General features: G+C 60.8%; 19 protein-coding genes, 1 tRNA gene and 2 pseudogenes. 4 read left to right on the top strand and 18 right to left on the bottom strand.

From position 1 onward, the window contains the following. The first annotated feature begins 316 nt into the window (after positions 1-316). Positions 317-1,486 carry a cystathionine beta-lyase gene (locus C1M53_RS25335; RefSeq protein ID WP_129414741.1) on the top strand — a complete coding sequence of 390 codons (1,170 nt, stop codon included), beginning with the start codon at positions 317-319 and terminating at the stop codon, positions 1,484-1,486. Positions 1,487-1,526: 40 nt separating this feature from the next. Here the strand turns inward: C1M53_RS25335 and C1M53_RS25330 are convergent, their stop codons facing one another. The 17 genes and pseudogenes from C1M53_RS25330 to C1M53_RS25250 all read right to left on the bottom strand — a co-directional run bounded on the left by C1M53_RS25330 (position 1,527) and on the right by C1M53_RS25250 (position 18,282). Next, on the bottom strand, positions 1,527-1,919 hold the full coding sequence (locus C1M53_RS25330) for a hypothetical protein (protein WP_245488279.1): 393 nt from the start codon (positions 1,917-1,919) through the stop codon (positions 1,527-1,529). 112 nt (positions 1,920-2,031) lie between these two features. Next, a tRNA-Lys gene (locus C1M53_RS25325) sits at positions 2,032-2,106 on the bottom strand. Between the two features lie 187 nt (positions 2,107-2,293). Then, positions 2,294-3,784 (bottom strand): glycerol kinase GlpK, encoded by a 1,491-nt coding sequence (glpK, locus tag C1M53_RS25320; RefSeq protein WP_129414740.1) that lies wholly within the window; start codon positions 3,782-3,784, stop codon positions 2,294-2,296. A gap of 142 nt (positions 3,785-3,926) precedes the next feature. Next, on the bottom strand, positions 3,927-5,651 hold the full coding sequence (locus C1M53_RS25315; RefSeq protein WP_129414739.1) for an ABC transporter substrate-binding protein: 1,725 nt from the start codon (positions 5,649-5,651) through the stop codon (positions 3,927-3,929). Positions 5,652-5,726: 75 nt separating this feature from the next. Continuing rightward, on the bottom strand, positions 5,727-6,137 hold the full coding sequence (locus C1M53_RS25310; protein ID WP_129414738.1) for a DUF2160 domain-containing protein: 411 nt from the start codon (positions 6,135-6,137) through the stop codon (positions 5,727-5,729). Further along, a complete protein-coding gene (locus C1M53_RS25305; protein WP_129414737.1) occupies positions 6,134-7,042 on the bottom strand; it encodes a carbohydrate ABC transporter permease in 909 nt (302 codons plus the stop codon). Before C1M53_RS25305 ends, C1M53_RS25310 begins: the two co-directional genes overlap by 4 nt. Position 7,043: 1 nt before the next feature. Next, positions 7,044-7,910, bottom strand: a complete 867-nt coding sequence (locus tag C1M53_RS25300) for a sugar ABC transporter permease (RefSeq protein WP_129414736.1) — start codon at positions 7,908-7,910, stop codon at positions 7,044-7,046. Positions 7,911-7,912: 2 nt separating this feature from the next. Continuing rightward, positions 7,913-8,980 carry an ABC transporter ATP-binding protein gene (locus C1M53_RS25295; protein ID WP_129414735.1) on the bottom strand — a complete coding sequence of 356 codons (1,068 nt, stop codon included), beginning with the start codon at positions 8,978-8,980 and terminating at the stop codon, positions 7,913-7,915. Positions 8,981-8,989: 9 nt separating this feature from the next. Continuing rightward, positions 8,990-10,069 carry an ABC transporter ATP-binding protein gene (locus tag C1M53_RS25290; RefSeq protein WP_129414734.1) on the bottom strand — a complete coding sequence of 360 codons (1,080 nt, stop codon included), beginning with the start codon at positions 10,067-10,069 and terminating at the stop codon, positions 8,990-8,992. Between the two features lie 22 nt (positions 10,070-10,091). Further along, the gene (glpD, locus tag C1M53_RS25285) at positions 10,092-11,621 is read right to left on the bottom strand and encodes a glycerol-3-phosphate dehydrogenase (protein ID WP_129414733.1); all 1,530 of its coding nucleotides are present in this window, start codon (positions 11,619-11,621) and stop codon (positions 10,092-10,094) included. Positions 11,622-11,750: 129 nt separating this feature from the next. Next, positions 11,751-12,518 (bottom strand): DeoR/GlpR family DNA-binding transcription regulator, encoded by a 768-nt coding sequence (locus tag C1M53_RS25280; protein WP_129416363.1) that lies wholly within the window; start codon positions 12,516-12,518, stop codon positions 11,751-11,753. 117 nt (positions 12,519-12,635) lie between these two features. Continuing rightward, on the bottom strand, positions 12,636-14,048 hold the full coding sequence (locus C1M53_RS25275; protein WP_129414732.1) for a pyridoxal-dependent decarboxylase: 1,413 nt from the start codon (positions 14,046-14,048) through the stop codon (positions 12,636-12,638). Positions 14,049-14,152: 104 nt separating this feature from the next. Next, positions 14,153-14,950, bottom strand: coding sequence for a transglutaminase family protein (locus C1M53_RS25270; RefSeq protein WP_129414731.1), 798 nt, complete (start codon positions 14,948-14,950; stop codon positions 14,153-14,155). Between the two features lie 69 nt (positions 14,951-15,019). Then, positions 15,020-15,961 (bottom strand): alpha-E domain-containing protein, encoded by a 942-nt coding sequence (locus C1M53_RS25265; protein WP_129414730.1) that lies wholly within the window; start codon positions 15,959-15,961, stop codon positions 15,020-15,022. 70 nt (positions 15,962-16,031) lie between these two features. Next, positions 16,032-16,402: pseudogene (locus C1M53_RS25260) on the bottom strand (four helix bundle protein). 61 nt (positions 16,403-16,463) lie between these two features. After that, complete coding sequence (locus C1M53_RS25255; protein WP_165358238.1) at positions 16,464-17,876, bottom strand: circularly permuted type 2 ATP-grasp protein; 1,413 nt, start codon at positions 17,874-17,876, stop codon at positions 16,464-16,466. A gap of 169 nt (positions 17,877-18,045) precedes the next feature. After that, positions 18,046-18,282, bottom strand: coding sequence for an Lrp/AsnC family transcriptional regulator (locus C1M53_RS25250; protein ID WP_054311233.1), 237 nt, complete (start codon positions 18,280-18,282; stop codon positions 18,046-18,048). 180 nt (positions 18,283-18,462) lie between these two features. On the opposite strand from C1M53_RS25250, the pseudogene C1M53_RS25245 reads away from it, so the two are divergent. Both C1M53_RS25245 and C1M53_RS25240 read left to right on the top strand, forming a co-directional pair. After that, positions 18,463-19,679, top strand: a pseudogene (locus tag C1M53_RS25245) (serine hydrolase). A gap of 165 nt (positions 19,680-19,844) precedes the next feature. Further along, entirely contained in the window at positions 19,845-20,354 is a 510-nt protein-coding gene (locus C1M53_RS25240; protein ID WP_129414728.1) for a hypothetical protein, read from the top strand. A 24-nt stretch (positions 20,355-20,378) separates the two neighbouring features. On the opposite strand, the gene tgt is transcribed toward C1M53_RS25240, so the two are convergent. Beyond that, positions 20,379-21,509, bottom strand: a complete 1,131-nt coding sequence (tgt, locus tag C1M53_RS25235) for a tRNA guanosine(34) transglycosylase Tgt (RefSeq protein ID WP_129414727.1) — start codon at positions 21,507-21,509, stop codon at positions 20,379-20,381. Positions 21,510-21,617: 108 nt separating this feature from the next. On the opposite strand from tgt, the gene C1M53_RS25230 reads away from it, so the two are divergent. Beyond that, a complete protein-coding gene (locus C1M53_RS25230) occupies positions 21,618-22,022 on the top strand; it encodes a GFA family protein (protein ID WP_129414726.1) in 405 nt (134 codons plus the stop codon). The last annotated feature ends 7 nt before the right edge of the window (positions 22,023-22,029 follow it).

Here is a 22,029-nt window from a genome sequence, read left to right as displayed (position 1 = left end):
GGAACGCGGCTCCCTAGCCGACGCACGAGCTGTTCCCGTTCACGAAGAACATCGAAGGCGATAATTCCCGTGAGGTCAAGAAAAATGACCGAACCATGGCGACCAACCAGCAAATAATATCGACGCTCGAACAAAGGTTTGCTCGTGGCTGCCGCATCATTCGGCAGATCGACGAAATTCAACTCCAAATTGCTCAAAAAGGAGGTCGAGTTCTGCACCGCTGGTCTATCTGAAGCAAGAGGCTGGCGACCGCCCGGAGGTTGCGCGTCAGGCCTGCCCGCTCTATCCCTTCCCAACCTCAGCAGGCAGCAGGATCATGGCAAGAAACAACGGCAATTGGGGCATCAATACGCGGCTCGCCCATAGCGGCAATGATCCGCGCGATTTCTTCGGCTTCGTCAACCCTCCTGTGGTGCATGCCTCGACCGTGCTCTACCCCGATGCCGCGACCATGAACTCCCGCAGCCAGAAATACACCTACGGCACGCATGGAACGCCGACGTCGGACGCGCTCGCTGCGGCCATCGACGAACTCGAGGGCTCGGCCGGTACCATCATCGTCCCATCGGGCCTGGCGGCTGTGACGGTACCGCTGCTCGCATTCGCCTCGGCCGGCGACCACATTCTGGTGGTCGACAGCATTTACCGGCCGACCCGGCACTTCTGCGACACCATGCTGAAGCGCATGGGTGTGGATGTGGAATACTACGAGCCGCGTATCGGGGCCGGCATCAAGGCCTTGTTCCGGCCGAACACCAGGATCGTCTTCACCGAATCGCCGGCCTCGAACACCTATGAAGTGCAGGACATACCGGCGATCTCGAAGGAAGCGCACGCGATCGGCGCGGTTGTCATGATGGACAACACCTGGGCGACGCCGCTTTATCTGCGTCCGCTCGAGCATGGCGTCGACATTTCCATTCATGCAGCCACCAAATATCCGGGCGGTCACTCAGACGTGCTTCTGGGCACTGTTTCGGCCAACGAGGCTTGCTGGCCGCGGCTGCTCGCCGGTTTTGATGCCCTGGGTTGCTGCGCCGGTCCCAACGACGTCTACCAGGTGCTGCGCGGCCTGCGCACCATGGGCGTTCGGCTGGACCATCACGGCAGGAACGCCCTGGATATCGCAGGCTGGCTGGAAACACAGGCCGGCGTGGCACGCGTGCTGCACCCAGCTTTGCCCAGCCATCCTGATCATGCTTTGTGGAAGCGTGATTTCAGCGGTGCCAGCGGCGTCTTTTCCATCGTCCTTTCCGGCGGTGGCCAGAAGCAGGCACACGCCTTCCTGGATGCGCTGAAGATCTTCGGTCTCGGCTATTCCTGGGGCGGTTACGAGAGCCTTGCCGTCCCAGTCTTTCTCGGCGACCGCATCATCGCCAAGGGCCCTTATGAAGGCCCGCTGATCCGCTTGCAGATCGGGCTCGAGGATATCGAGGATCTGAAGGCCGATCTGGCAGCCGGCCTGACAGCCGCGCGCGACGCCTGACCTTTCAGAAACAGCGGCGCGCTCGCTTGCGCGCCGCCCTTCAATCGGCCGATCGGTTGGGCAGGCTGCCGGCATTCCTGAGCGCGGCAACCAGCAGGCTGGTATGGCCAAGGATATCGGTCTGCGCCTGCGCCTGCAGTGACAGGCCGTTCCAGTTCTCCAGCGGTTCTATGAAACCCGCCAGTGCGCCGTTGACCCGGCAGCTGTCGACCGACTGGCCGTTCTTGGTCAGCGCCAGGATACCGACATCGCCGCCGTACCGGATGCCGGCGATCCGCTGGAAACGGTAGTCACCCTCGACCCGGACATCAAAGGCAAGCTGCCCTGCAGTGCGCACGGCGATATCCGTCACCTTTTCCGAAAAACTGGTCGGCAGCGCGCTGGCAGCCCGAACCGCCATTTCGAACAGGACTGTATCCAACTCCGCCGCCATGATGGGCCCACTGTGCTGCGGGCATCGTAAGAGGCAATTGGGCCACGCGCGTTTTGCACAGCGTAGCAGCACGCTAAATTAGAACAATATCAAATTCTTCAGCTGGTTAAGATGGTGAGCCGGGAGGGGATCGAACCCTCGACCACATGATTAAAAGTCACGTGCTCTACCGCTGAGCTACCGGCCCATCCTGGCTTTCTGGCCGGAACATCGCCCGGCTTTTGCCGACCGCGTTTCCGAATGCCGGTCCGCCTGAAAAGTGGGCGGAACATAGGGAGAGTGCCCCCCATGGTCAACCGGAAAAAAGCCGATTTCCAAACCGCTGCGGACAACCAGCTTTTTCGCAGCAAAAACAACGCCCATGGGCGTCGAAATCAGGCCGTCAGGGTTCGCCTGACGGCGTCGTGCCAGCCCTTGAGCTTGGCTGTGCGGATCTTCGCATCCATTTCCGGCTTGAAGCGGCGGTCGAGTGACCACGCCTTGGCGAAGTCCTTCATCTTCGGCCACACCCCGGCCTTCGAGCCGGCCAGCCAGGCAGCACCGAGCGCCGTGGTCTCCAGGATGGTCGGTCGATCGACCGGTGCATCGAGAAGGTCGGCGAGCCGCTGCATCGTCCAGGCAGACGCCACCATGCCGCCATCGACACGCAGCACCGTCTTGCCGTTTCCGGTCTTCCAGTCCTTCTTCATCGCATCGAGCAGGTCGCGCGTCTGATAGGCGACTGATTCCAGTGCCGCGCGGGCAAACTCCGCCGGGCCGGAATTGCGTGTCAGCCCGTAGATCGCACCGCGTGCGTCGGCGTCCCAATGCGGCGCGCCGAGCCCGACGAAAGCCGGCACCAGATAAACATTCTGGGCCTCGTCGGCCTGGGCTGCGAGTTCGCCGCTGTGTTCGGCCTTGCCGATCACCTTGATACCGTCGCGCAGCCATTGCACCGCCGCGCCCGCGACGAAGATCGAGCCTTCCAGGGCATAGGTGGTCTTGCCGTTCAGGCGATAGGCGATGGTCGTCAGCAGCCGGTTCTTCGAGCGCACGATGTCGGCGCCGGTGTTCAGAAGCGCAAAGCAGCCGGTGCCATAAGTGGATTTCATCATGCCCGGCTCGAAACAGGCCTGGCCTATCGTCGCCGCCTGCTGGTCACCGGCGACGCCGAGGATCCTGATTTCAGCGCCGAACAGATCTTTTTCCGTCACGCCGAAGTCGTCGGCGCAATCCTTCACCTGTGGCAGCAGTTGTGCCGGGATGTTCAGGATGCGCAGCAGTTCATCATCCCAGGCATTGGTGGCGATGTTGTAGACCAGCGTGCGTGAGGCGTTGGTGGCGTCGGTCGCATGCACCTTGCCGCCGGTCAGCCGCCAGATCAGGAAGCTGTCGATGGTCCCGGCCAGCAACTCGCCACGCTCGGCGCGCTTCCTCGCTCCCTTCACCTTGTCCAGCATCCAGGCGATCTTGGTACCCGAGAAATAGGGATCGAGCAGCAGACCGGTCTTCCTGGTGAATTTCGGCTCCAGCCCCTGCTTGCGCAGCTTCGCGCACAGCGGCGCGGTACGACGATCCTGCCAGACGATGGCGTTGTGGATCGGCTTGCCTGTCGCCTTGTCCCAGATGACAACCGTCTCGCGCTGGTTGGTGATGCCTATGGCGGCAATGTCGGAGGCCTTGCGACCCGCCTTTTTGAGCGCGGCCTTGACGGTTTGGACGACGCTCGCCCAGATTTCTTCCGGATCGTGCTCGACCCAGCCCGATGCCGGAAAGTGTTGGGTGAACTCCTGCTGGCCGACGCCGGCCACTTTCATGGCGCCGTCGAACAGGATCGCACGCGAGGATGTCGTGCCCTGGTCGATCGCTAACACGAAACCTGTCATCTCTTCCCCTCATGGCGATACGAGAAGGGAGACGGCATGACGCCGCCTCCCCTTGTTTCGGATACGGGCCTTTCTGTTGGAGCGTGATCTTTCCGAAAACCGGTTCCCACTTTTCCGGATCACGCTCCAGGCCCACACCAGCTTACTTCTGCCAGCTCTTCACCAGCTCGTCATAGTTGATGGTGATCGGCTTGTCCTTCTCGGGCTCGATCTTGAGCTGCGGCGCAAGGTTGCCCTTCGAGACGGCGTCCTTGTTCCAGTATTCGAGATCGTGCTCCTCGGCGAGCTTCGGACCGATGTCGCCCTGCACGCCGGCCTTCTCGAGGCGGCCCATCACCTTCTCCTGCTCGGCGCACAGCGAGTCCATCGCTTCCTGCGCGGTCTTGGCGCCGGAGGATGCGTCACCGATTGCCTGCCACCACAGCTGTGCCAGCTTCGGATAGTCCGGCACGTTGGTGCCCGTCGGCGACCACTGCACGCGGGCCGGCGAGCGATAGAACTCGATCAGACCGCCGAGCTTCGGCGCACGGTCGGTGAAGCTCTTGTGGTGGATGGTGCTCTCGCGGATGAAGGTGAGACCGACATGGCTCTTCTTCACGTCGACCGTCTTGGAGGTGACGAACTGCGCATAGAGCCAAGCGGCCTTGGCGCGGTCATCGGGGGTCGACTTCATCAGCGTCCAGGAACCGACGTCCTGATAGCCGAGCTTCATGCCGTCCTTCCAATAGACGCCATGCGGGCTCGGAGCCATGCGCCACTTCGGCGTGCCGTCGGCGTTCACCACAGGCAGGCCGTCCTTGACCATGTCGGCGGTGAAGGCGGTGTACCAGAACATCTGCTGGGCGATGTTGCCCTGTGCCGGAACCGGGCCGCTTTCGGAGAAGGTCATGCCCTGGGCTTCAGCCGGAGCATAGGCCTTCAGCCAGTCCAGATATTTCTGGATGGCATAGACCGAAGCCGGGCCGTTGGTGTCACCGCCACGCGCCACGCAGGAACCGACGGGCTGCGACTTCTCGTTGACCTTGATGCCCCATTCGTCGACCGGCAGACCGTTCGGGATGCCCTTGTCGCCGTTGCCGGCCATCGAAAGCCACGCATCGGTGAAGCGCCAGCCCAGCGACGGATCCTTCTTGCCGTAATCCATGTGGCCGAAGACTTTCTTGCCGTCGATCTCGCGACCGTTGAAGAACTCGGCGATGTCCTCGTAGGCCGACCAGTTGACCGGCACGCCGAGATCGTAGCCGTACTTCGCCTTGAAATCGGCCTTGTTCTTCTCGTCGTTGAACCAGTCGTAGCGGAACCAGTACAGGTTCGCGAACTGCTGGTCGGGCAACTGATAGAGTTTCTTGTCCGGTGCAGAAGTGAAGGACGTGCCGATGAAGTCGGCGAGATCGAGGTTCGGATTGGTGACATCCTTGCCTTCGTTCGCCATCCAGTCGGTCAGGTTGCGCACCTGCTTGTAGCGCCAGTGCGTGCCGATCAGGTCGGAATCGTTGACCCAGCCGTCGTACAGGTTCTGACCCGTCTGCATCTGGGTCTGAATCTTCTCGACGACGTCGCCTTCCTGGATCAGGTCGTGCGTCAGCTTGATGCCGGTGATCGCCGAAAAGGCCGGCGCCAGCACTTCCGATTCATAGGAGTGCGTGGTGATGGTTTCCGACACCACCTTGATCTCCATGCCGGCGAACGGCTTGGCGGCGTCGATGAACCACTGCATTTCCTTTTCCTGGTCGGCGCGCGAAAGCGTCGATACGTCGCCGATTTCCTTGTCCAGGAAGGCTTTCGCCTCGTCCATTCCTGCGTAGGCGTTGCCCATGCCAGCAAGCAGGGCAAGCGCGGTGGTCGATATCAGAAATTGCCGTCGCATAAGTCTCCTCCTCAATAAGTTTAATATGCTCCGGATCGGCAGCGGACCGGCTGCCTCCCCGACAGTTTTCTCCCTCTATACGTAGCGGAACACCGCTATGGCGTAGGCCACGGAGAGAGCGAGAGCCCACCAGAGGCCGGCTCCAACGAGACCCAGCCAAGCGAGATGGATGAAGGCGCTGCCAAGCAGCGTGATGAAGAGGCGGTCGCCGCGCGTCGTCTCGAAGCGCAGCACGCCGACACGCGGATTTCCGCCGGGCGATGCATATTCCCACACCGCCATCAGCGAAAGGATGCCGAAGATCGTGAGGAAGAACATCGCGGTCGGGAAAGTCCATGCCATCCAGCCGCCGGCGATCAGAGGCGCGCCCCAGGCGCGCGCACCGTCCTGGACCGGAACGAAAGAAGCGAGCAGCCCAGATGCGCCAAGGTAGACGGCAACCACGACAACGAGGGGAACGATCCAGTTTCGGGAAACAGTCATCATACCCTCCCCAGGGCAAAGCCCTTGGCGATGTAGTTGCGGACGAACCAGATCACGATGGCGCCGGGGATCAGCGTCAGCACGCCGGCAGCAGCCAACAGGCCCCAGTCCATGCCGGAGGCCGAAACGGTGCGCGTCATGACCGCGGCGATCGGCTTGGCATCGGTGGTGGTCAGCGTGCGGGCAAGCAGCAGTTCCACCCATGAGAACATGAAGCAGAAGAAGGCGGCCACACCGATGCCGCTCGCGATCAGCGGCATGAAGATCTTGAAGAAGAAGCGCGGGAACGAATAGCCGTCGATATAGGCGGTTTCGTCGATCTCCTTCGGCACCCCGGACATGAAGCCTTCCAGGATCCACACCGCCAGCGGCACATTGAACAGGCAGTGAGCCAGCGCCACCGCGATGTGCGTGTCGATCAGGCCGAAGGCCGAGTAGAGCTGGAAGAACGGCAGCGCGAACACCGCGGGCGGCGCCATGCGGTTGGTCAGCAGCCAGAAGAACAGGTGCTTGTCGCCAAGGAAGCGATAGCGCGAGAAGGCATAAGCCGCAGGCAAGGCAACGGCGACCGAAATCACCATGTTCATAACGACATAGGTGATGGAGTTCACATAGCCCATGTACCAGGATGGATCGGTGAAGATGATCCGGTAGTTCCGCAAGGTCGGCTCGTGCGGATAGAGCGTCAGACCCGACACGATCTCCGTGTTGGTCTTGAAGCTCATGTTGACGAGCCAGTAGATCGGCAGCAGCAGGAACAGGATGTAGAGCGTGGGGATCACCCACCAGAATTTCGATTCCTCGCCGCGCTTGCGCATGCGCCGCGCGAGCTGTTCCTGCGAGAGGCCGCTCCTCAGCGAACCGGCGGCGATCGCCGTATCGGTTGTCCGTTCGTTTGCGCTCGCCATATCAGCGCTCCGCGTCGTAGTTGGTCATGACGGTGTAGAACACCCACGACAGCAACAGGATGATCAGGAAGTAGACCAGCGACATCGCCGCCGCCGGACCGAGGTCGAACTGGCCGAGCGCCATCTTGACCAGGTCGATGGACAGGAAAGTGGTCGAGTTGCCAGGGCCGCCGCCGGTGACGACGAACGGTTCGGTATAGATCATGAACGAGTCCATGAAACGCAGCAGAACCGCGATCAGAAGCACACGCTGCATCTTCGGCAGCTGGATGTAACGAAACACCGCCCAGCGCGAGGCGCCGTCGATCTTGGCGGCCTGGTAGAAGGCATCCGGGATGGAGACCAGGCCTGCATAGCACAACAGCACGACGAGGCTCGTCCAGTGCCACACATCCATGATGATGACGGTGAACCACGCGTCGATCGGATCCTGCACATAGTTGTAGTTGAAGCCCAGCTGGTTCAGGTAGTAGCCGAACAGGCCGATGTCGCTGCGGCCGAAGACCTGCCAGATCGTGCCGACGACATTCCAGGGAACCAGCAGGGGCAGCGCCATCAGCACAAGGCAGACCGGAACGCCCCAGCCCTTCTTCGGCATGTTGAGCGCGATCAGGATGCCGAGCGGCACCTCGATGGCCAGGATGATGGCCGAGAACACCAGGTTGCGGCCCATCGCCTGCCAGAAGCGCGATGAGCCAAGCAGTTCCTCGAACCATTCGGTACCGGCCCAGAAGAACTGGTTGTTGCCGAAAGTATCCTGCACCGAATAGTTGACCACCGTCATCAGCGGGATGACGGCGGAAAAAGCCACCAGCACCAGCACCGGCAGGACAAGAAACCAGGCCTTGTTGTTCCAGGTTTTCTCCATGGTCAGGCCCTCATCTCGACGCGCCAGGAATCGGCATAGACATTGATGCCGGCCGGTTCGAAACGCAGCTTCGGCTCAGCAGGGATTTCCTCGTCTTCGCCGATGATCGCCGCGATCTCACGGCCTTCCAGCCTGGCGCGGACAACCTTGTGGCGGCCGACATCCTCGACCTTGCTGATCGACACGCCGATGCCGACCCGGCCGAGGCGCACATATTCGGGCCTGATCCCGAGTTCCATCGCGCCAGCAGTCTTCTCCGGAGCCCCGGGAAGCACGATGGCCAGCGATCCCAGTTTGGCCGTCTTGCCCTCGACTTCGATTGGCAGCACGTTCATGCCCGGCGAGCCGATGAAATAGCCGACGAAGGTGTGTTTCGGCCGCTCGAAAAGTTCCGCCGGCGTCCCGATCTGAACGATGCCGCCGTCATACATCACCACCACCTGGTCAGCGAAAGTAAGCGCTTCCGTCTGATCGTGCGTGACGTAGACCATGGTGTAGCCAAAGCGGCGATGCAGCTGCTTGAGCTGCGAACGCAACACCCATTTCATATGCGGGTCGATGACGGTCAGCGGTTCATCGAAAAGGATGGCGTTGACGTCGGAGCGCACCAGGCCACGACCAAGCGAGATCTTCTGCTTCTGGTCGGCAGTCAGGCCTCTTGCCTTGCGCCTCGCCCAGTCGGCGAGGTCGATCATGTCGAGCGTCTCGCGCACCTTACGGTCGATATCGGCCTCCGGAACGCCACGATTGCGCAGCGGGAAGGCCAGATTGTCGTAGACCGTCATGGTGTCGTAGATCACCGGGAACTGGAACACCTGCGCGATGTTGCGTTCCTGTGTCGAAAGGTTGGTCACATCGTTTCCGTTGAAAAGCAGCTTGCCGTGCGAAGGGTGCAGCAGGCCGGAAATGATGTTGAGCAGCGTGGTCTTGCCACAACCGGAGGGCCCGAGCAACGCATAGGCACCGCCATCCTGGAAGGTGTGATGCACTTCCTTCAGCGCGAAGTCGGTGTCCTTCTGCGGATTGGGCAGATAGGAATGGCGGATATGATCGAGATCGATGCGTGCCATGCCGCGCTCCTATGCCGCCAACCGCGCCGCGCCGACCGAACGTCCGGCCGCGTCGAAGACCATGATATGGCGGGGATCGATGAACACCTCGACTTCATCATCGGTGGTGAGGTCGAGAATGCCGTGGGAAAGCATGACCCAGCGCGCATCGGCGAAATCCAGATGCACGAAGCTCTCCGAACCGGTGATCTCGGTGATCGATACCTTGGCACGCACCGGCACGGCCTGATCGTTCGGCCGCTGCAATGAGAGATGATGCGGCTGGAAGCCGATGGTGTAGCTGGCGTCGGCAACGCCAGTAATATCTGCCGGCACGGGCAGACTCACGCCGCCATCGAGCAGGAAGCTGGCACCGGCTTTGCGCAGGACGATCGTGTTGAGCGGTGGATCGGCGAAGGTGCGGGCCGTGATCAGGTCGTTCGGTTTGCGGAAAACCTCGATGGTGGGACCGAATTGCGTGACCCTGCCTTCTGACAGCGTCGCCGTGTTGCCGCCAAGCAGCAGCGCTTCATGCGGCTCCGTGGTCGCGTAGACGAAAATGGTGCCGGCCTCGGCGAAAATCCTTGGCAACTCGGCGCGCAGCTCTTCACGCAGCTTGTAGTCGAGGTTGGCCAGTGGCTCGTCCAGCAACACCAGGCTGGCATTCTTGACGATGGCACGGGCAAGTGCGGTGCGCTGCTGCTGGCCGCCGGACAGATGGAGCGGCGTGCGCTCCAGAAAGGGCGTGAGTTTCAGAAGGTCCGCGGCCTGCCGCACCTCGCGATCGATCCTGGCCTTGTCGACGCCGGCGACACGCAGCGGCGAGGCGATGTTTTCATAGACCGTCATCGCCGGATAGTTGATGAACTGCTGGTAGACCATTGCGACGTTACGCTTCTGCACCGGCACGCCGGTGACATCCTTGCCGTCGAACCAGACCGAACCGGTGGTTGGCCGATCGAGCCCCGCCATCAGTCGCATCAGGCTTGTCTTGCCGGACAGCGTTGGCCCCAGAAGCACATTCAGGGAGCCGTGCTGCAGCGTCAGCGATACGTCGTCGATGTGCGTTGCCGCACCCACGACCTTCGAGACGTTCCGCAATTCCAGCATTCGGTTTCCTCCCTATGCCGCGCTATTCGGCGGCAGCTATATGCGGGCCGCTGATGCGGTGCAGAAATGCTTCCAGCTTGGCAGTCTGTTCGCGATCGAAATGCAGTCCGCGCTTGGTTCTGCGCCAGAGGATGTCCTCGGCGGTCCGGGCCCATTCATGGTCGACGAGATAGCGGACCTCGGCCTCGTAGAGGTGGGCACCGAAGTCCTGGCCGAGATCAGCCGTCGACTTGGCCAGTCCGAGCAGCATGCGCGCGCGCGTGCCGTAAAGTCGCACAAGACGCCTCGCCATGCGGGTTTCCAGAAACGGATAGGAGCTCTTGAGCTTCGTCACCTCGGCCTCATAGCCGGTTGCGGGAAAGTCGCCGCCAGGCAGCGCGCCTTTTGCCGTCCAGGGATCGCCGCGCTTGCCGAGGAAACCTTCGATCTTCTCCAGCATGGACTCCGCCAGGCGGCGATAGGTGGTGATCTTGCCGCCAAACGCATTGATGAGCGGAGCTGCACCCTCCCCGCCTTCGGCTTTCAGCACATAGTCGCGTGTCGCTTCCTGCGCCTTGGATGCACCGTCATCGTAAAGCGGGCGAACCGCAGAGTAAGTCCAGACGATGTCGGCGCGCGTCACCGGATCGGCGAAATATTCGCTGGCCGCGGCGCACAGATAGTCGATCTCGCCTTCGCTGATCGTCACATTGTGCGGATCGTCGGAATAGTCGCGATCGGTGGTACCGATCAGCGTGAAGTCTTCCTCATAGGGGATGGCGAAGATGATGCGGCCATCCTTGTTCTGGAAGAAGTAGGCGCGCGGGTCATCGAACTTCTTGCGCACGACGATATGGCTGCCCTGCACCAGACGCACATTGTGCACGTCGTTCTTGCCGACGGTCTTTTCCAGGACATGATCAACCCAGGGGCCGGCAGCATTGACCAGCAGCTTCGCCCTGACGGTTTCGGTCTTGCGGTCGCGCAGGTCTTCGATCGTAATCGCCCACAGGTCACCCTCGCGGCGCGCTGCGACAACCTTGGTGCGGGTACGGATGGTCGCGCCGCGGTCGGCGGCATCACGGGCATTCAGCACCACCAGGCGCGCATCGTTGACCCAACCGTCGGAATATTCGAACGCCTTGGAAAACAGCGGCTTCAGCGGCTTGCCGGCAGGATCGCGCCGCATGTCCAGCGTTTTCGTGGCCGGCAGGAGCTTGCGCCCGCCGATATGATCATAGAGGAAAAGACCAAGCCGCAGCATCCAGGCTGGGCGTGGACCGCCAGCAAAAAAGGGCAGTACGAAACGCATCGGCCAGATGATGTGCGGCGCATTGCACCACAACACCTCGCGCTCCATCAACGCCTCGCGCACAAGGCGGAATTCATAGAATTCGAGATAGCGCAGGCCGCCGTGGATGAGCTTGGTCGAGCCGGATGACGTCCCGCTCGCCAGATCGTTCATCTCGGCCAGGAATACGGAATAGCCACGGCCAACCGCGTCGCGCGCAATGCCGCAACCGTTGATGCCACCGCCGATGACAAAAATGTCATGGACCGGAGTTCCGTCCAAAATGCCCTCCCATGATTTCGCATTGCAGCATAGAAAGCCGCATTTCGAAAGCGGTTGGATGTTATTTCGAAAACAGAACGAATGTCAAACGAAATTCAGATCAATAGAAAATGCTAGCCTGCGTTCATATCAGGATCGTGACGTCTCGATGAGCTGAACCTCCGAGTCCGCGCAGATCTTGCGCACCGCGGGGATCTCGCAACGATCGGTTATGAAGGTGTTGACCTGCGAGAGATGGCCGATGCGAACGGGTGCGGTGCGCTCGAACTTGGTGCAATCCGAAACCAGGATGACGTGGCGCGCATTGGCAAGAATGGCCTGGGCGACTTTCACTTCGCGAAAATCGAAATCAAGCAACGCTCCGTCGTGATCGATGGCCGAGGCACCGATCACGGCGTAGTCGACCTTGAACTGCTTGATGAAATCGACTGCCGCCTCGCCGACGATACCGCCGTCCGAGCCGCGCACCACGCCACCGGCAATCACCACCTCTATCGAAGGATAGACGCGCATCCTGTTGGCAACATTGATGTTATTGGTGATCACCATCAGGCCGTTGTGATCAAGAAGAGCCTTGCTCACAGCTTCGGTCGTGGTGCCGATGTTGATGAACAGTGAGGCATTGTCCGGAATGAGCCGGGCGGCGGCCAGCCCGATTGCTTCCTTTTCATCCGCGGCGATCTTCCGCCGTGCCTCATACTCCATGTTCTCGATGCCCGACGGGAACAGGGCACCACCGTGAATACGCGTCAGGAGGCGCTGGTCGCACAGGTCGTTGAGATCCTTGCGGATGGTCTGCGGCGTCACTTCGAAATGCGCAGCGAGATCATCCACCAGCACACGCCCTGCCTCCTTGGCCATCTGGATGATCTCGGCATGGCGCGGCGACAGGTACATTGCGGCAGTTCCCATTTTCGTTCTTGTTGTGCATAGCCAAAAACGAAAATAGAAGAAAAGCAAGAGCCAGCAGCGGCGAACATCGTGTCCGCCGCATTCGTTTCCCCTCGGCGGCAGCTATGGAAGGCCGCGAGCGACCTCGACAATCACATCGAAAGCGGCCTCGACATCTTCCCGCGTCGCCTCGAACTGCCCGACCTGGAAACGGATTGCGACCTGATCGTCGACACGTGTCTGTGTGAGATAGATGCGGCCATCATCGTTGATGGCATTGACCAGGCGCAGATTGTGCTCGTCGCTGTCATGCCCCTCGCCTGCCCGGTGGCGGAACGAGAACAGCGACAGCATCGGCGCAGTCACCAGTTCGAAATCCGGCTCTTTCGAAAGCCGCTCCGCCAGGGCGGCACTCCAATCCACATGGTTGCGGATCATGCTGCGCAGGCCTTCCAGCCCATGCGCGCGCATCAGGAACCACAGCTTCAGCGCACGGAACCGCCTGCCCAGCGTCACAGTCCATTCGGAATAATTGACGACGCCGTCGTGGCCGTGTGTCTTCAGATATTCGGGTTTGATGGCCAGTGTGCGCACGTGGCTGTCCGGATCGCGCACGAACTGGATCGAACAGTCAAAACTGGCGCCCAGCCATTTGTGCGGATTGAAGACGATGGAATCGGCCTGTTCGATCCCATTCCAGAAATGTCGATACTCCGGACAGATCATCGCAGCACCTGCCCATGCGGCATCGACATGCAGGTAGAGATCGTGACGACGGGCGATTTCCACCACTGCGGCAATGTCGTCGGTGCCGCCGGTGCTGGTACCTCCGACACACGCGACGATGCCTGCTGGAAGGAACCCTGCTTCCCTGTCGGAGAGGATCGCAGCCTCCAGTGCGGCTGCATCCATGGAACGCAGCGCGCCTGTCGTGGGGATCCGGACGAGGTTCTCGTCACCGATGCCGGCGACCCAGACAGCGCGATCGATCGACGTGTGGACCTGGTTCGAGCTGTAGATGCGCAGGCGCTTCTGCCCGGGCAGGCCTTTCCTGTTGCCGTCCCAGTCAAGTGCCTTCTCCCGCATGGTGAGTATGGCAGCCAGCGTGGCGGAGGAAGCCGAATCCTGGATAACCCCGGAGAACCCTTGCGGCAGGCCGAGCGCCTGCCGCAGCCAGTCGATCATTTTTGTTTCGAGTTCGGTCGCGGCAGGCGAAGTCTGCCACAGCATGCATTGCGCGGCGACCGCGGTCACCAGGTATTCGGCGATGACGGAAACACGCGCAGCGTTTGCCGGGAAATAGGCAAAGAAGCGCGGATGCTGCCAATGCGTCATGCCAGGCATGATCTTGGCCTCGAAATCGGCGAAGATCGCCTCCATCGCCTCCGCCTGCTCTGGCGGCGATGCCGCGATCTGCTGCAGGGTCGATCCGGGGGCCACCTGCGGCCGCACCGGCCTGTCGCGCACGGTGTCGCGGTAATCCGCGCCCCAGTCCGCAGCGCGCCGCGACCACGCGCGGAATTCTTCGCTATCCATACCGCCTCCTCCTTGAGCTCGGTCCGATAATGATTAACGGGTGCATTATGGTGCTGGGCAGCCGCACGCAAGACCGCGCCGGCGCTATTTGCTCGCTTGCGCGGCTATTGTTGCACGACGGTGATGGAAACAGCGAGTTGCTCGCGGCCCTGGCCCAGCCGAATGCCGGAAACCGGCATCGCGTCGCGATAGTCGCGACCGCTCGCCACGCGAACATAACGCTCGTCCGGCGAAATACCGTTGGCAGCGTCGAACGACACCCAGCCCAACCCGGCGACATGCGCTTCGGCCCAGGCGTGGCTCGCCACCTGCTCCGAAACGCCATCCATCATCAGATAACCGCTGATGTACCGGGCTGGCAGGCCAAGAAGCCGTGCCGCCGAAATGAAAACATGGCTGTGGTCCTGGCATACACCAGTGCCAAGGCTGAGCGCTTCCTCAGCCACCGTTTCGGCGCTGGTGCTGCCCGGCAGATAGTTGATCCGATCGCGCACCAGCGCCATCAGCCTGTGCAGCCGTTCGATCTCGGGGCCTTCGCCAAGGCCCGCGACGAGACCACGAATACCATCGCCCGCCGTCGTCAGCGGTGTTTCGCGCAGGAACAGCCACAGGGGCGCGAAGCCCTGGTGTGGTCCATACACACCCGCTTTGTCGATCGTCTCCACTTCACCGACCGCCTCGATTGCGATGAGATGCGACGCCCCTTCGACGCTGACCAGGCGCGTGTCGTTGGCGAACTGGTCCCGGAAGTGCACTTCTTCCTTGGCCCCCTCGATCTGCAGCTCCCACGAGCGCACTGTCTGTGTCGGGCCTGAGCCAGGCACAAGCCGCAGGCGCTGCAAAGCATATCTGACCGGAGTGTCGTAGCTGTATTCGGTCCGGTGCGTGATCTTCAAACGCATGATGGCCAACTGGAACGTGTTGCGTTCATATCAGGACGGGTCGAAATCACAGGTTTCATCTCAGTTCGCCTAATAGAACCGGTAGTCTTCAGCGATCTGATCGCCCAGCCGTGTATTCTCGGTGATGAAATCGCCGAGGAATTCATGCAGCCCGGCGTCGAACACGTCCTTGATGGAGCCGACCTTCAGCATCTCATGGATTCGCTCGGCTGTCGCATGGCTGGCGTGACGCGCACCGTAGTCGCCGCACAGGAAATTCAGGTGTTCCAGGATGAATCGATAGCAGAAAGTCAGCGAGCGTGGCATGCGCGCATTGACGATCAGATAGTCGGCGATGTTCGTCGGCTTGTACTCCGCCTCGTAGACCCAGCGATACGAGCGGTGCGCCGACACCGAGCGCAAGATCGATTCCCACTGGTAATTGTCGAGGGTCGAGCCAACCCAGGAGATCGACGGCAACAGCACGTAGTACTTCACATCGAGAATACGCGCAGTGTTGTCAGCCCGTTCGAGGTAGGTGCCGAGCTGCGAGAAATCGAAGATCTCGTTGCGCAGTTGCGTGCCGAAGAGCGACCCCCGGATCAAGGCCGTCTCGCGTTTGACCGCATCGAGCATCGAAGGCAGGTCGCGCTGGTCGATCGGCCTGGCCAGCATGCGCTTCAGCGCCATCCAGGCCTCGTTGGTGCTTTCCCAGGTCTCGCGCGTCAGCGCGGTGCGGACCATGCGTGCATTGTTGCGCGCCGTCTCGATCGACGACATGACGCTGGACGGGTTCGACGTGTCGCGCAGCAGGAAGTCGGCGACGTTGGCCGCCGTGAACTCCGAATATTTCTGCGCGAAAGCGACATCGGAACCGGCGCTGATCACCACCGAATGCCATTCTTCCGAGGCATCCTGGGTGCGCGTCAGCGCCATGCGCAGCCCGGCATCGACCAGCCGCGCCATATTCTCCGCCCGTTCGATGTAGCGGTTCATCCAGTAGAGGCCGTTGGCGGTGCGTCCGAGAAGCATTAGCAGGGTCTCCCGGCGGCAATCGGCAGTCGGCAGTCGGCAGATCGAAGGGATTTCGGAGCATATAACATCAACTTGTCCGTTGTAGGCTGCGGATCAACGCACGAAGCATGCGACCAATATCGTCGGCTTGCACCAGGAAGCGCCGTTCTGCTTCCGCATCGAGAAAACCGACACGGGTGGAAATTATGATGTGTGTTTCGAACTCCTTGAGCGAGCCCTGAGCCACCCGAAGAAATTGAACATATGAGCCTGTATTTTGCCGGCCATACCCTTCAGCGATATTAGCCGCTATGGAAGTGGCAGAACGCGCAACTGCGATGTAAGCCCGTACAATTCAGAATGCGGAAAACCTCTGGTGTGCTCGTAGCAATTTACTGCCAATTCGATAGCAAGGTTCCAGACCCTCAGGTCGCGATACGATCCGATCTTGTGATCCACATGATCGCTCGGCTGCTCATGGTCTGCAACCGACTGCCGACTGCCGACTGCCGACCTGCCACTAGTCATCCAGCACCCATGTATCTTTTGTGCCTCCTCCCTGCGAAGAATTCACGACCAGTGAACCTTCCTTCAGCGCCACACGTGTCAGCCCGCCAGGCACCAGCTGGATGCGATCGGAGACAAGCACATAGGGCCTGAGATCGACATGGCGCGGCGCTAGGCCCTTCTCGGTCATGATCGGACAGGTCGAGAGCGCCAGCGTCGGTTGGGCGATGTAGTTGGCGGGCTTGGCGGCGAGTTTCTTGGCGAACTCCTCGCATTCCTTCTTGGTTGCCGCGGGACCGACCAGCATGCCGTAGCCGCCCGACCCGTGCACTTCCTTGATGACCAGTTCCGAGATGTGTTCCTGGACATATTTCAGGCTGTCCGGCTCAGAGCAGCGCCAAGTTGGGATATTGCCCAGGATCGGCTTGCGGCCGGTGTAGAACTCGACGATCTCCGGCATGTAGGAGTAAATCGCCTTGTCGTCGGATATGCCGGTGCCGGGCGCATTGGCGATGGTGATGTTGCCGGCGCGGTAGACATCCATGATGCCCGGCACGCCAAGTGCGGAATCCGGCCGGAAGGTCAGCGGATCCAGGAACGCATCGTCGACGCGGCGATAGAGCACGTCGATCTGCTTGTAGCCCTCCGTGGTACGCATCGCGACATGACCGTCGACGACACGCAGATCCGGCCCTTCGACCAGTTGCACGCCCATCTGGTCGGCCAGGAAAGCGTGTTCATAATAGGCGGAGTTGTAGATGCCCGGCGTCAGCACCGCGATGGTCGGCATTCCTTCGACGCCTCTGGGCTTCACGGCAGCCAGGGATTGCCTGAGCAGCGCAGGGTAGTTCTCGACGGGCCGCACCTTGATCTGCTGGAACAGCTCGGGAAAGAGCTGCATCATCGTCTCACGGTTCTCCAGCATGTACGAGACACCAGACGGCGTGCGGGCATTGTCCTCCAGCACATAGAATTCGTTTTCGCTGATGCGCACGATGTCGACGCCGATGATATGCGTGTAGACGCCGGCCGGAGGCCGCACACCGATCATCTCCGGCAGAAATGCCTCATTGGCTGCGATCAGCTGTTTGGGAACGCGCCCTGCCCGCAGGATCTCCTGGCGATGATAGATGTCATCCAGGAATGCATTCAGTGCCTGTACCCGCTGCTCGATACCCAGCGCCAGGCGACGCCATTCCTGGCCCGAAATGATGCGCGGCACGATGTCGAAGGGAATGAGGCGTTCCGAAGCCTCCTGCTCGCCATAGACGGCAAAGGTGATGCCGGTTTTGCGGAAGACGCGCTCCGCATCTTCCATCTTCTGTGTAAGTCGGCCTGGATCTTGTTCTTTCAGCCAGCGATCATATGCCGAGTATGGTCTCCTCAGCCCGGTCGTTTCCGGAAGCATCTCATCGAAAGCTGCCAAACGCGTACTCCCCTCTGACACCATTTCAACTGGCGTCGGAGAAGAAAATCAAGCGCAATCGGCAATTTGCATCGTTACAGCAGCCTGGCCATCAAGATTGCCCGATAGGCAGGCGGCAAAACAGCTTCCTGGGCAATGCGTGCTTATTCGGCGTGCAGTTTACCGTGGCCTAAAATGCCCGGAAAGTCACCGTCGTGAAAGTGTCGGAGATACCGGGAATGATCTGCACCTTCTCGTTGACGAAGTGGCCGATGTCCTGGTCATCGTCGATGTAGAATTTCGCAAGCAGATCGTAGTGGCCGGCAGTCGAATAGATCTCGGAGGCGAGCTCAGCGTCGGCAAGCGCGGCGGCCACCTCATAGGCCTTGCCGAGTTCGCACTTGAACTGCACAAAAAACGTCTTCACGGGCCGGCCTTCCTTCTGTTTCGCAACCGTTTTGGCAGACGTGCCCAGCGCATTCAAGCCGATTTCCGACAGGGGATAGTTGCCTGGCGCAGCGGCACATTGACAGGCCGGACCGGTGTGGAGTCAACTTCATCCCAATTCGATCGAAACCCATGCAGTTTCGACATGGCGGAGGACTTGATGCGGACTTTCTGGCGCTGGATGCTGCGCGTCGTTCTTCTGCTCGTTGCCGTCGCGCTGGTCGGCGGCTTCATCTTTCGCCAGAAGATCAGAGAACTGCACGCCGTCTACATCTATGCGAACGCGTTCAAGCCGGACGTCATCGATGAGAATTTCCGCTCGCTGTATAGACTCTATCCCGCCGTTCGGGTCGAACACGGCCCGGAGGTGAGCGAACTTCAACGGGCAGAAAGACCACTGCCGGAAGCCTATGTCTCCGCAGGCGAGACCCGCAGGGTCGCCGACTGGATCGAAAGGACACAGACCACCGGCCTGCTCGTGATCAAGGACGGCAAGATCGTCCATGAGGAGTACCGGCGCGGCAACACTGCCGGGACGCAGTCGATCGCCATGTCGGTGTCGAAGTCGACCATTTCCTTCCTCGTCGGCAATGCCGTTGCCGACGGTCTGATCAGGCTGGAGGATCCGGTCGATAAATACGCACCGTTGCTGGCCGAGGGCGGCTACAAGGGTGTCACGGTCAAGAACGTGCTGCAGATGTCGTCCGGCATCGGCTTCAATGAGGATTACGGCGATCTCAATTCCGATATCGTGCGCTACATCATCCAGATCCTCACGGGTTCGGTGAACGACTTCACCGCACATCTGAAGAACGAACGGCCACAAGGCAGCTTCAACCGCTACGTCTCAGCCGACACACAGGTGCTCGGCATGATCCTCGAGGGGGCAACCGGCAAACCCTTGCCCGACTATTTCAAGGAAAGACTGTGGTCCAGACTCGGCCCAGAGGCCGACGCTTACTGGCTGATCGACCAGAAGAAGGAAACATTGGCGGCGGGCGGCCTGAACGCGGTCTTGCGCGACTATGCCCGCTTCGGCTTGCTCTATCTCAACGAGGGCCGCAACTGGAAGGGCGAGCAGATCGTGCCGGCCGAATGGGTGCATGCCTCGGTGACGCCGGACGCACCTATCTGATGCCGGGTCGTGAGGACCCCGCCGCCGGTATTCCGTTCGGCTACGGTTACCAATGGTGGATCCCCGGCAAACCGCAAGGCGACTTCGCGGCGATCGGCATCTATGGTCAATTCATCTATGTGAACCCCGCGCGCAAGGTGGTGATTGCCAAGACCTCGGCCTATGCCGACTACAACAACAGCGGTGGCGCGATGGAATATGAAGCGATCGACGTGTTCCAGGCGATCGCCAACGCGCTGTAACCTAAGGAGAACCAGATCCTCATCAGGGTCAAAGCACAACGATTGACGCATCGGCAAATACGGTGGTAGCCGCAAAGCGCGATCCATAACCACGCGATATGTCCGCCGAACGTGGCGGCGCCAGGCTCCGACAATCCTCACGTTTCAGAGAAGAAGATGCGCCCCATGAAAAACCTGACCAGGGCTGCAGGAGCGGCTGCATTGTTGCTGGCCGTCGGCCTGCTCGGTGCTGCACCGTCCGTCACAGCTGTTTCGTCGGCACAGGCTCAGACCGAATACCTGCCGACCAAGAAGGATTTCATCGGCAAGTGGAAACTGAGCGGGTCGGCCATACGGCCGCCACGGGATCTGAAGGGATCGCCGACCGAAAAAGACGAGGCTGCGGCTAGCGAGTTCCAGCAGACCGTAACCGCCTTCTATTCAGCCTTCGATTATCTGGAGATCAAGGCCGATGGCAGCTACAATTTCCACCAGCTTGGCGATCCTGCGTCTGGACCTTGCGTGTGGTGCGGCAACTGGTCGTTCAAGAACGATTCGCTTTGGCTGGAACTGGACACGGCACCACGCCTCGACATCTACGCCGAGGGCGGAGACATCCAGATGACCTACACGGCGGAACCGGAAAAGACCTCCAAATACAAGTGGCAGGTTTTCGGCTGGTCGAAGCTCGATTGATGGACCACGGCCGCCATAGTCCGCCTAGAGGGGTGGTAGATCTCCCCTCGTCCATCCCTCGGTGATCACCGCAGCGCGCGCATCGAACCGACCGACCTCGATCGCGTCGCGAATATCCTGCATCAGCTTCTGATAGTAGGACAGGTTGTTCCAGGTCAGCAGCATGGCGCCCAAAGCTTCCTGCGAACGCACCAGATGATGCAGATATGCGCGTGAATAGTCGCGTGCCGCCGGGCAGTCGCTCTCTTCGTCCAGCGGACGCGGGTCGTCGGCATGGCGCGCGTTACGCAAATTGATCTTGCCGCGCCTTGTATAGGCAAGCCCGTGACGTCCCGCGCGCGTCGGCATCACACAGTCGAACATGTCGATGCCCCGCGCCACCGACTTCAGGATGTCGTCGGGCGTGCCGACGCCCATCAGGTAGCGTGGCTTCTGCGTCGGCAATTGCGGGCACGTGATGTCGAGCATGTCCAGCATAACCGCCTGCGGTTCACCGACAGCAAGGCCGCCAATGGCATAGCCCTTGAGATCCATGGCCGACAGCGCCTGCGCGGAGCGCACCCGCAGCGGTGCGATGTCGCCGCCCTGCACGATGCCGAACATCGCCTTGCCGGGCTGATCGCCGAAGGCCGTCTTGCAACGCTCCGCCCAGCGCAGCGACAATTCCATCGCACGCTCGATCTCCTTGGCGTCGGCAGGCAGCGCCGTGCACTCGTCGAGCTGCATCTGGATATCGGAATCGAGCAGGCCCTGGATCTCGATCGAACGTTCCGGCGACATCTCATAGGGCGAGCCGTCGATATGCGAGCGGAAGGTGACGCCCTGTTCGGTCAATTTCCTGAGCTTGGACAGGGACATCACCTGGAAGCCGCCGGAATCTGTCAGGATCGGGTGCGGCCAGCGCGCGAATTCATGCAGCCCACCCAGCCGTGCGACGCGTTCCGCCCCTGGCCGCAGCATCAGGTGATAGGTGTTGCCCAGGATGATGTCGGCGCCGACGCCGCGCACCTGATCCATGTACATGGCTTTGACCGTACCACCGGTACCGACCGGCATGAAGGCAGGGGTCCGAATTCTGCCGCGTGGCATGGAGATTTCGCCGCGCCGCGCCTTGCCGTCGGTGGCGAGCAGGGAAAAGGAAAAATTCTCGATCATGCGCTGCCTTTAGCCGCCGTGACGGCGTAACACAATCGGCCGCGCTGACTTGTTGGGCCTGGCGGCTCCCTCTACCTTGCCGAGTTCGCAAGATCATAGGCTGATCCGATGACGACACTTGTAGGGACATGTCACTGCGGCGCTGTGCGCTGGCGGTTCAATGGGGCCCCGGACGGTGCGACCGCCTGCAATTGCACGATCTGCCGTCGCTACGGCACACTCTGGATATATGGTCATGAGGGTGAAGAGATAGAGGTAACCGGCGAGACCCGTGCTTATCTGCGCGACGATAGCGAGGAATATCTCGCTTTCAATTTCTGCCCCAGATGCGGCTGCATGGCGTTCTGGCGTGGCGAGCACCTGAACAGGGACGGTCGCCGACGCATGGCGGTCAACGTACGGCTTGCTGAGCCGGACACGGTCGCCGCGCTTCCTATCGATCACTTCGACGGTCTCAGCAGCTTTGAAGACCTGCCACGCGATGGCCGCTGTGTCATCGACTATTGGTTCTAGAAGCTCG

It is taken from the genome of Mesorhizobium sp. Pch-S, from assembly GCF_004136315.1.
Classification (GTDB): domain Bacteria; phylum Pseudomonadota; class Alphaproteobacteria; order Rhizobiales; family Rhizobiaceae; genus Mesorhizobium.
Note: the sequence above shows the minus strand (reverse complement) of the source record. Positions and strands in the feature narration are given on the sequence as shown.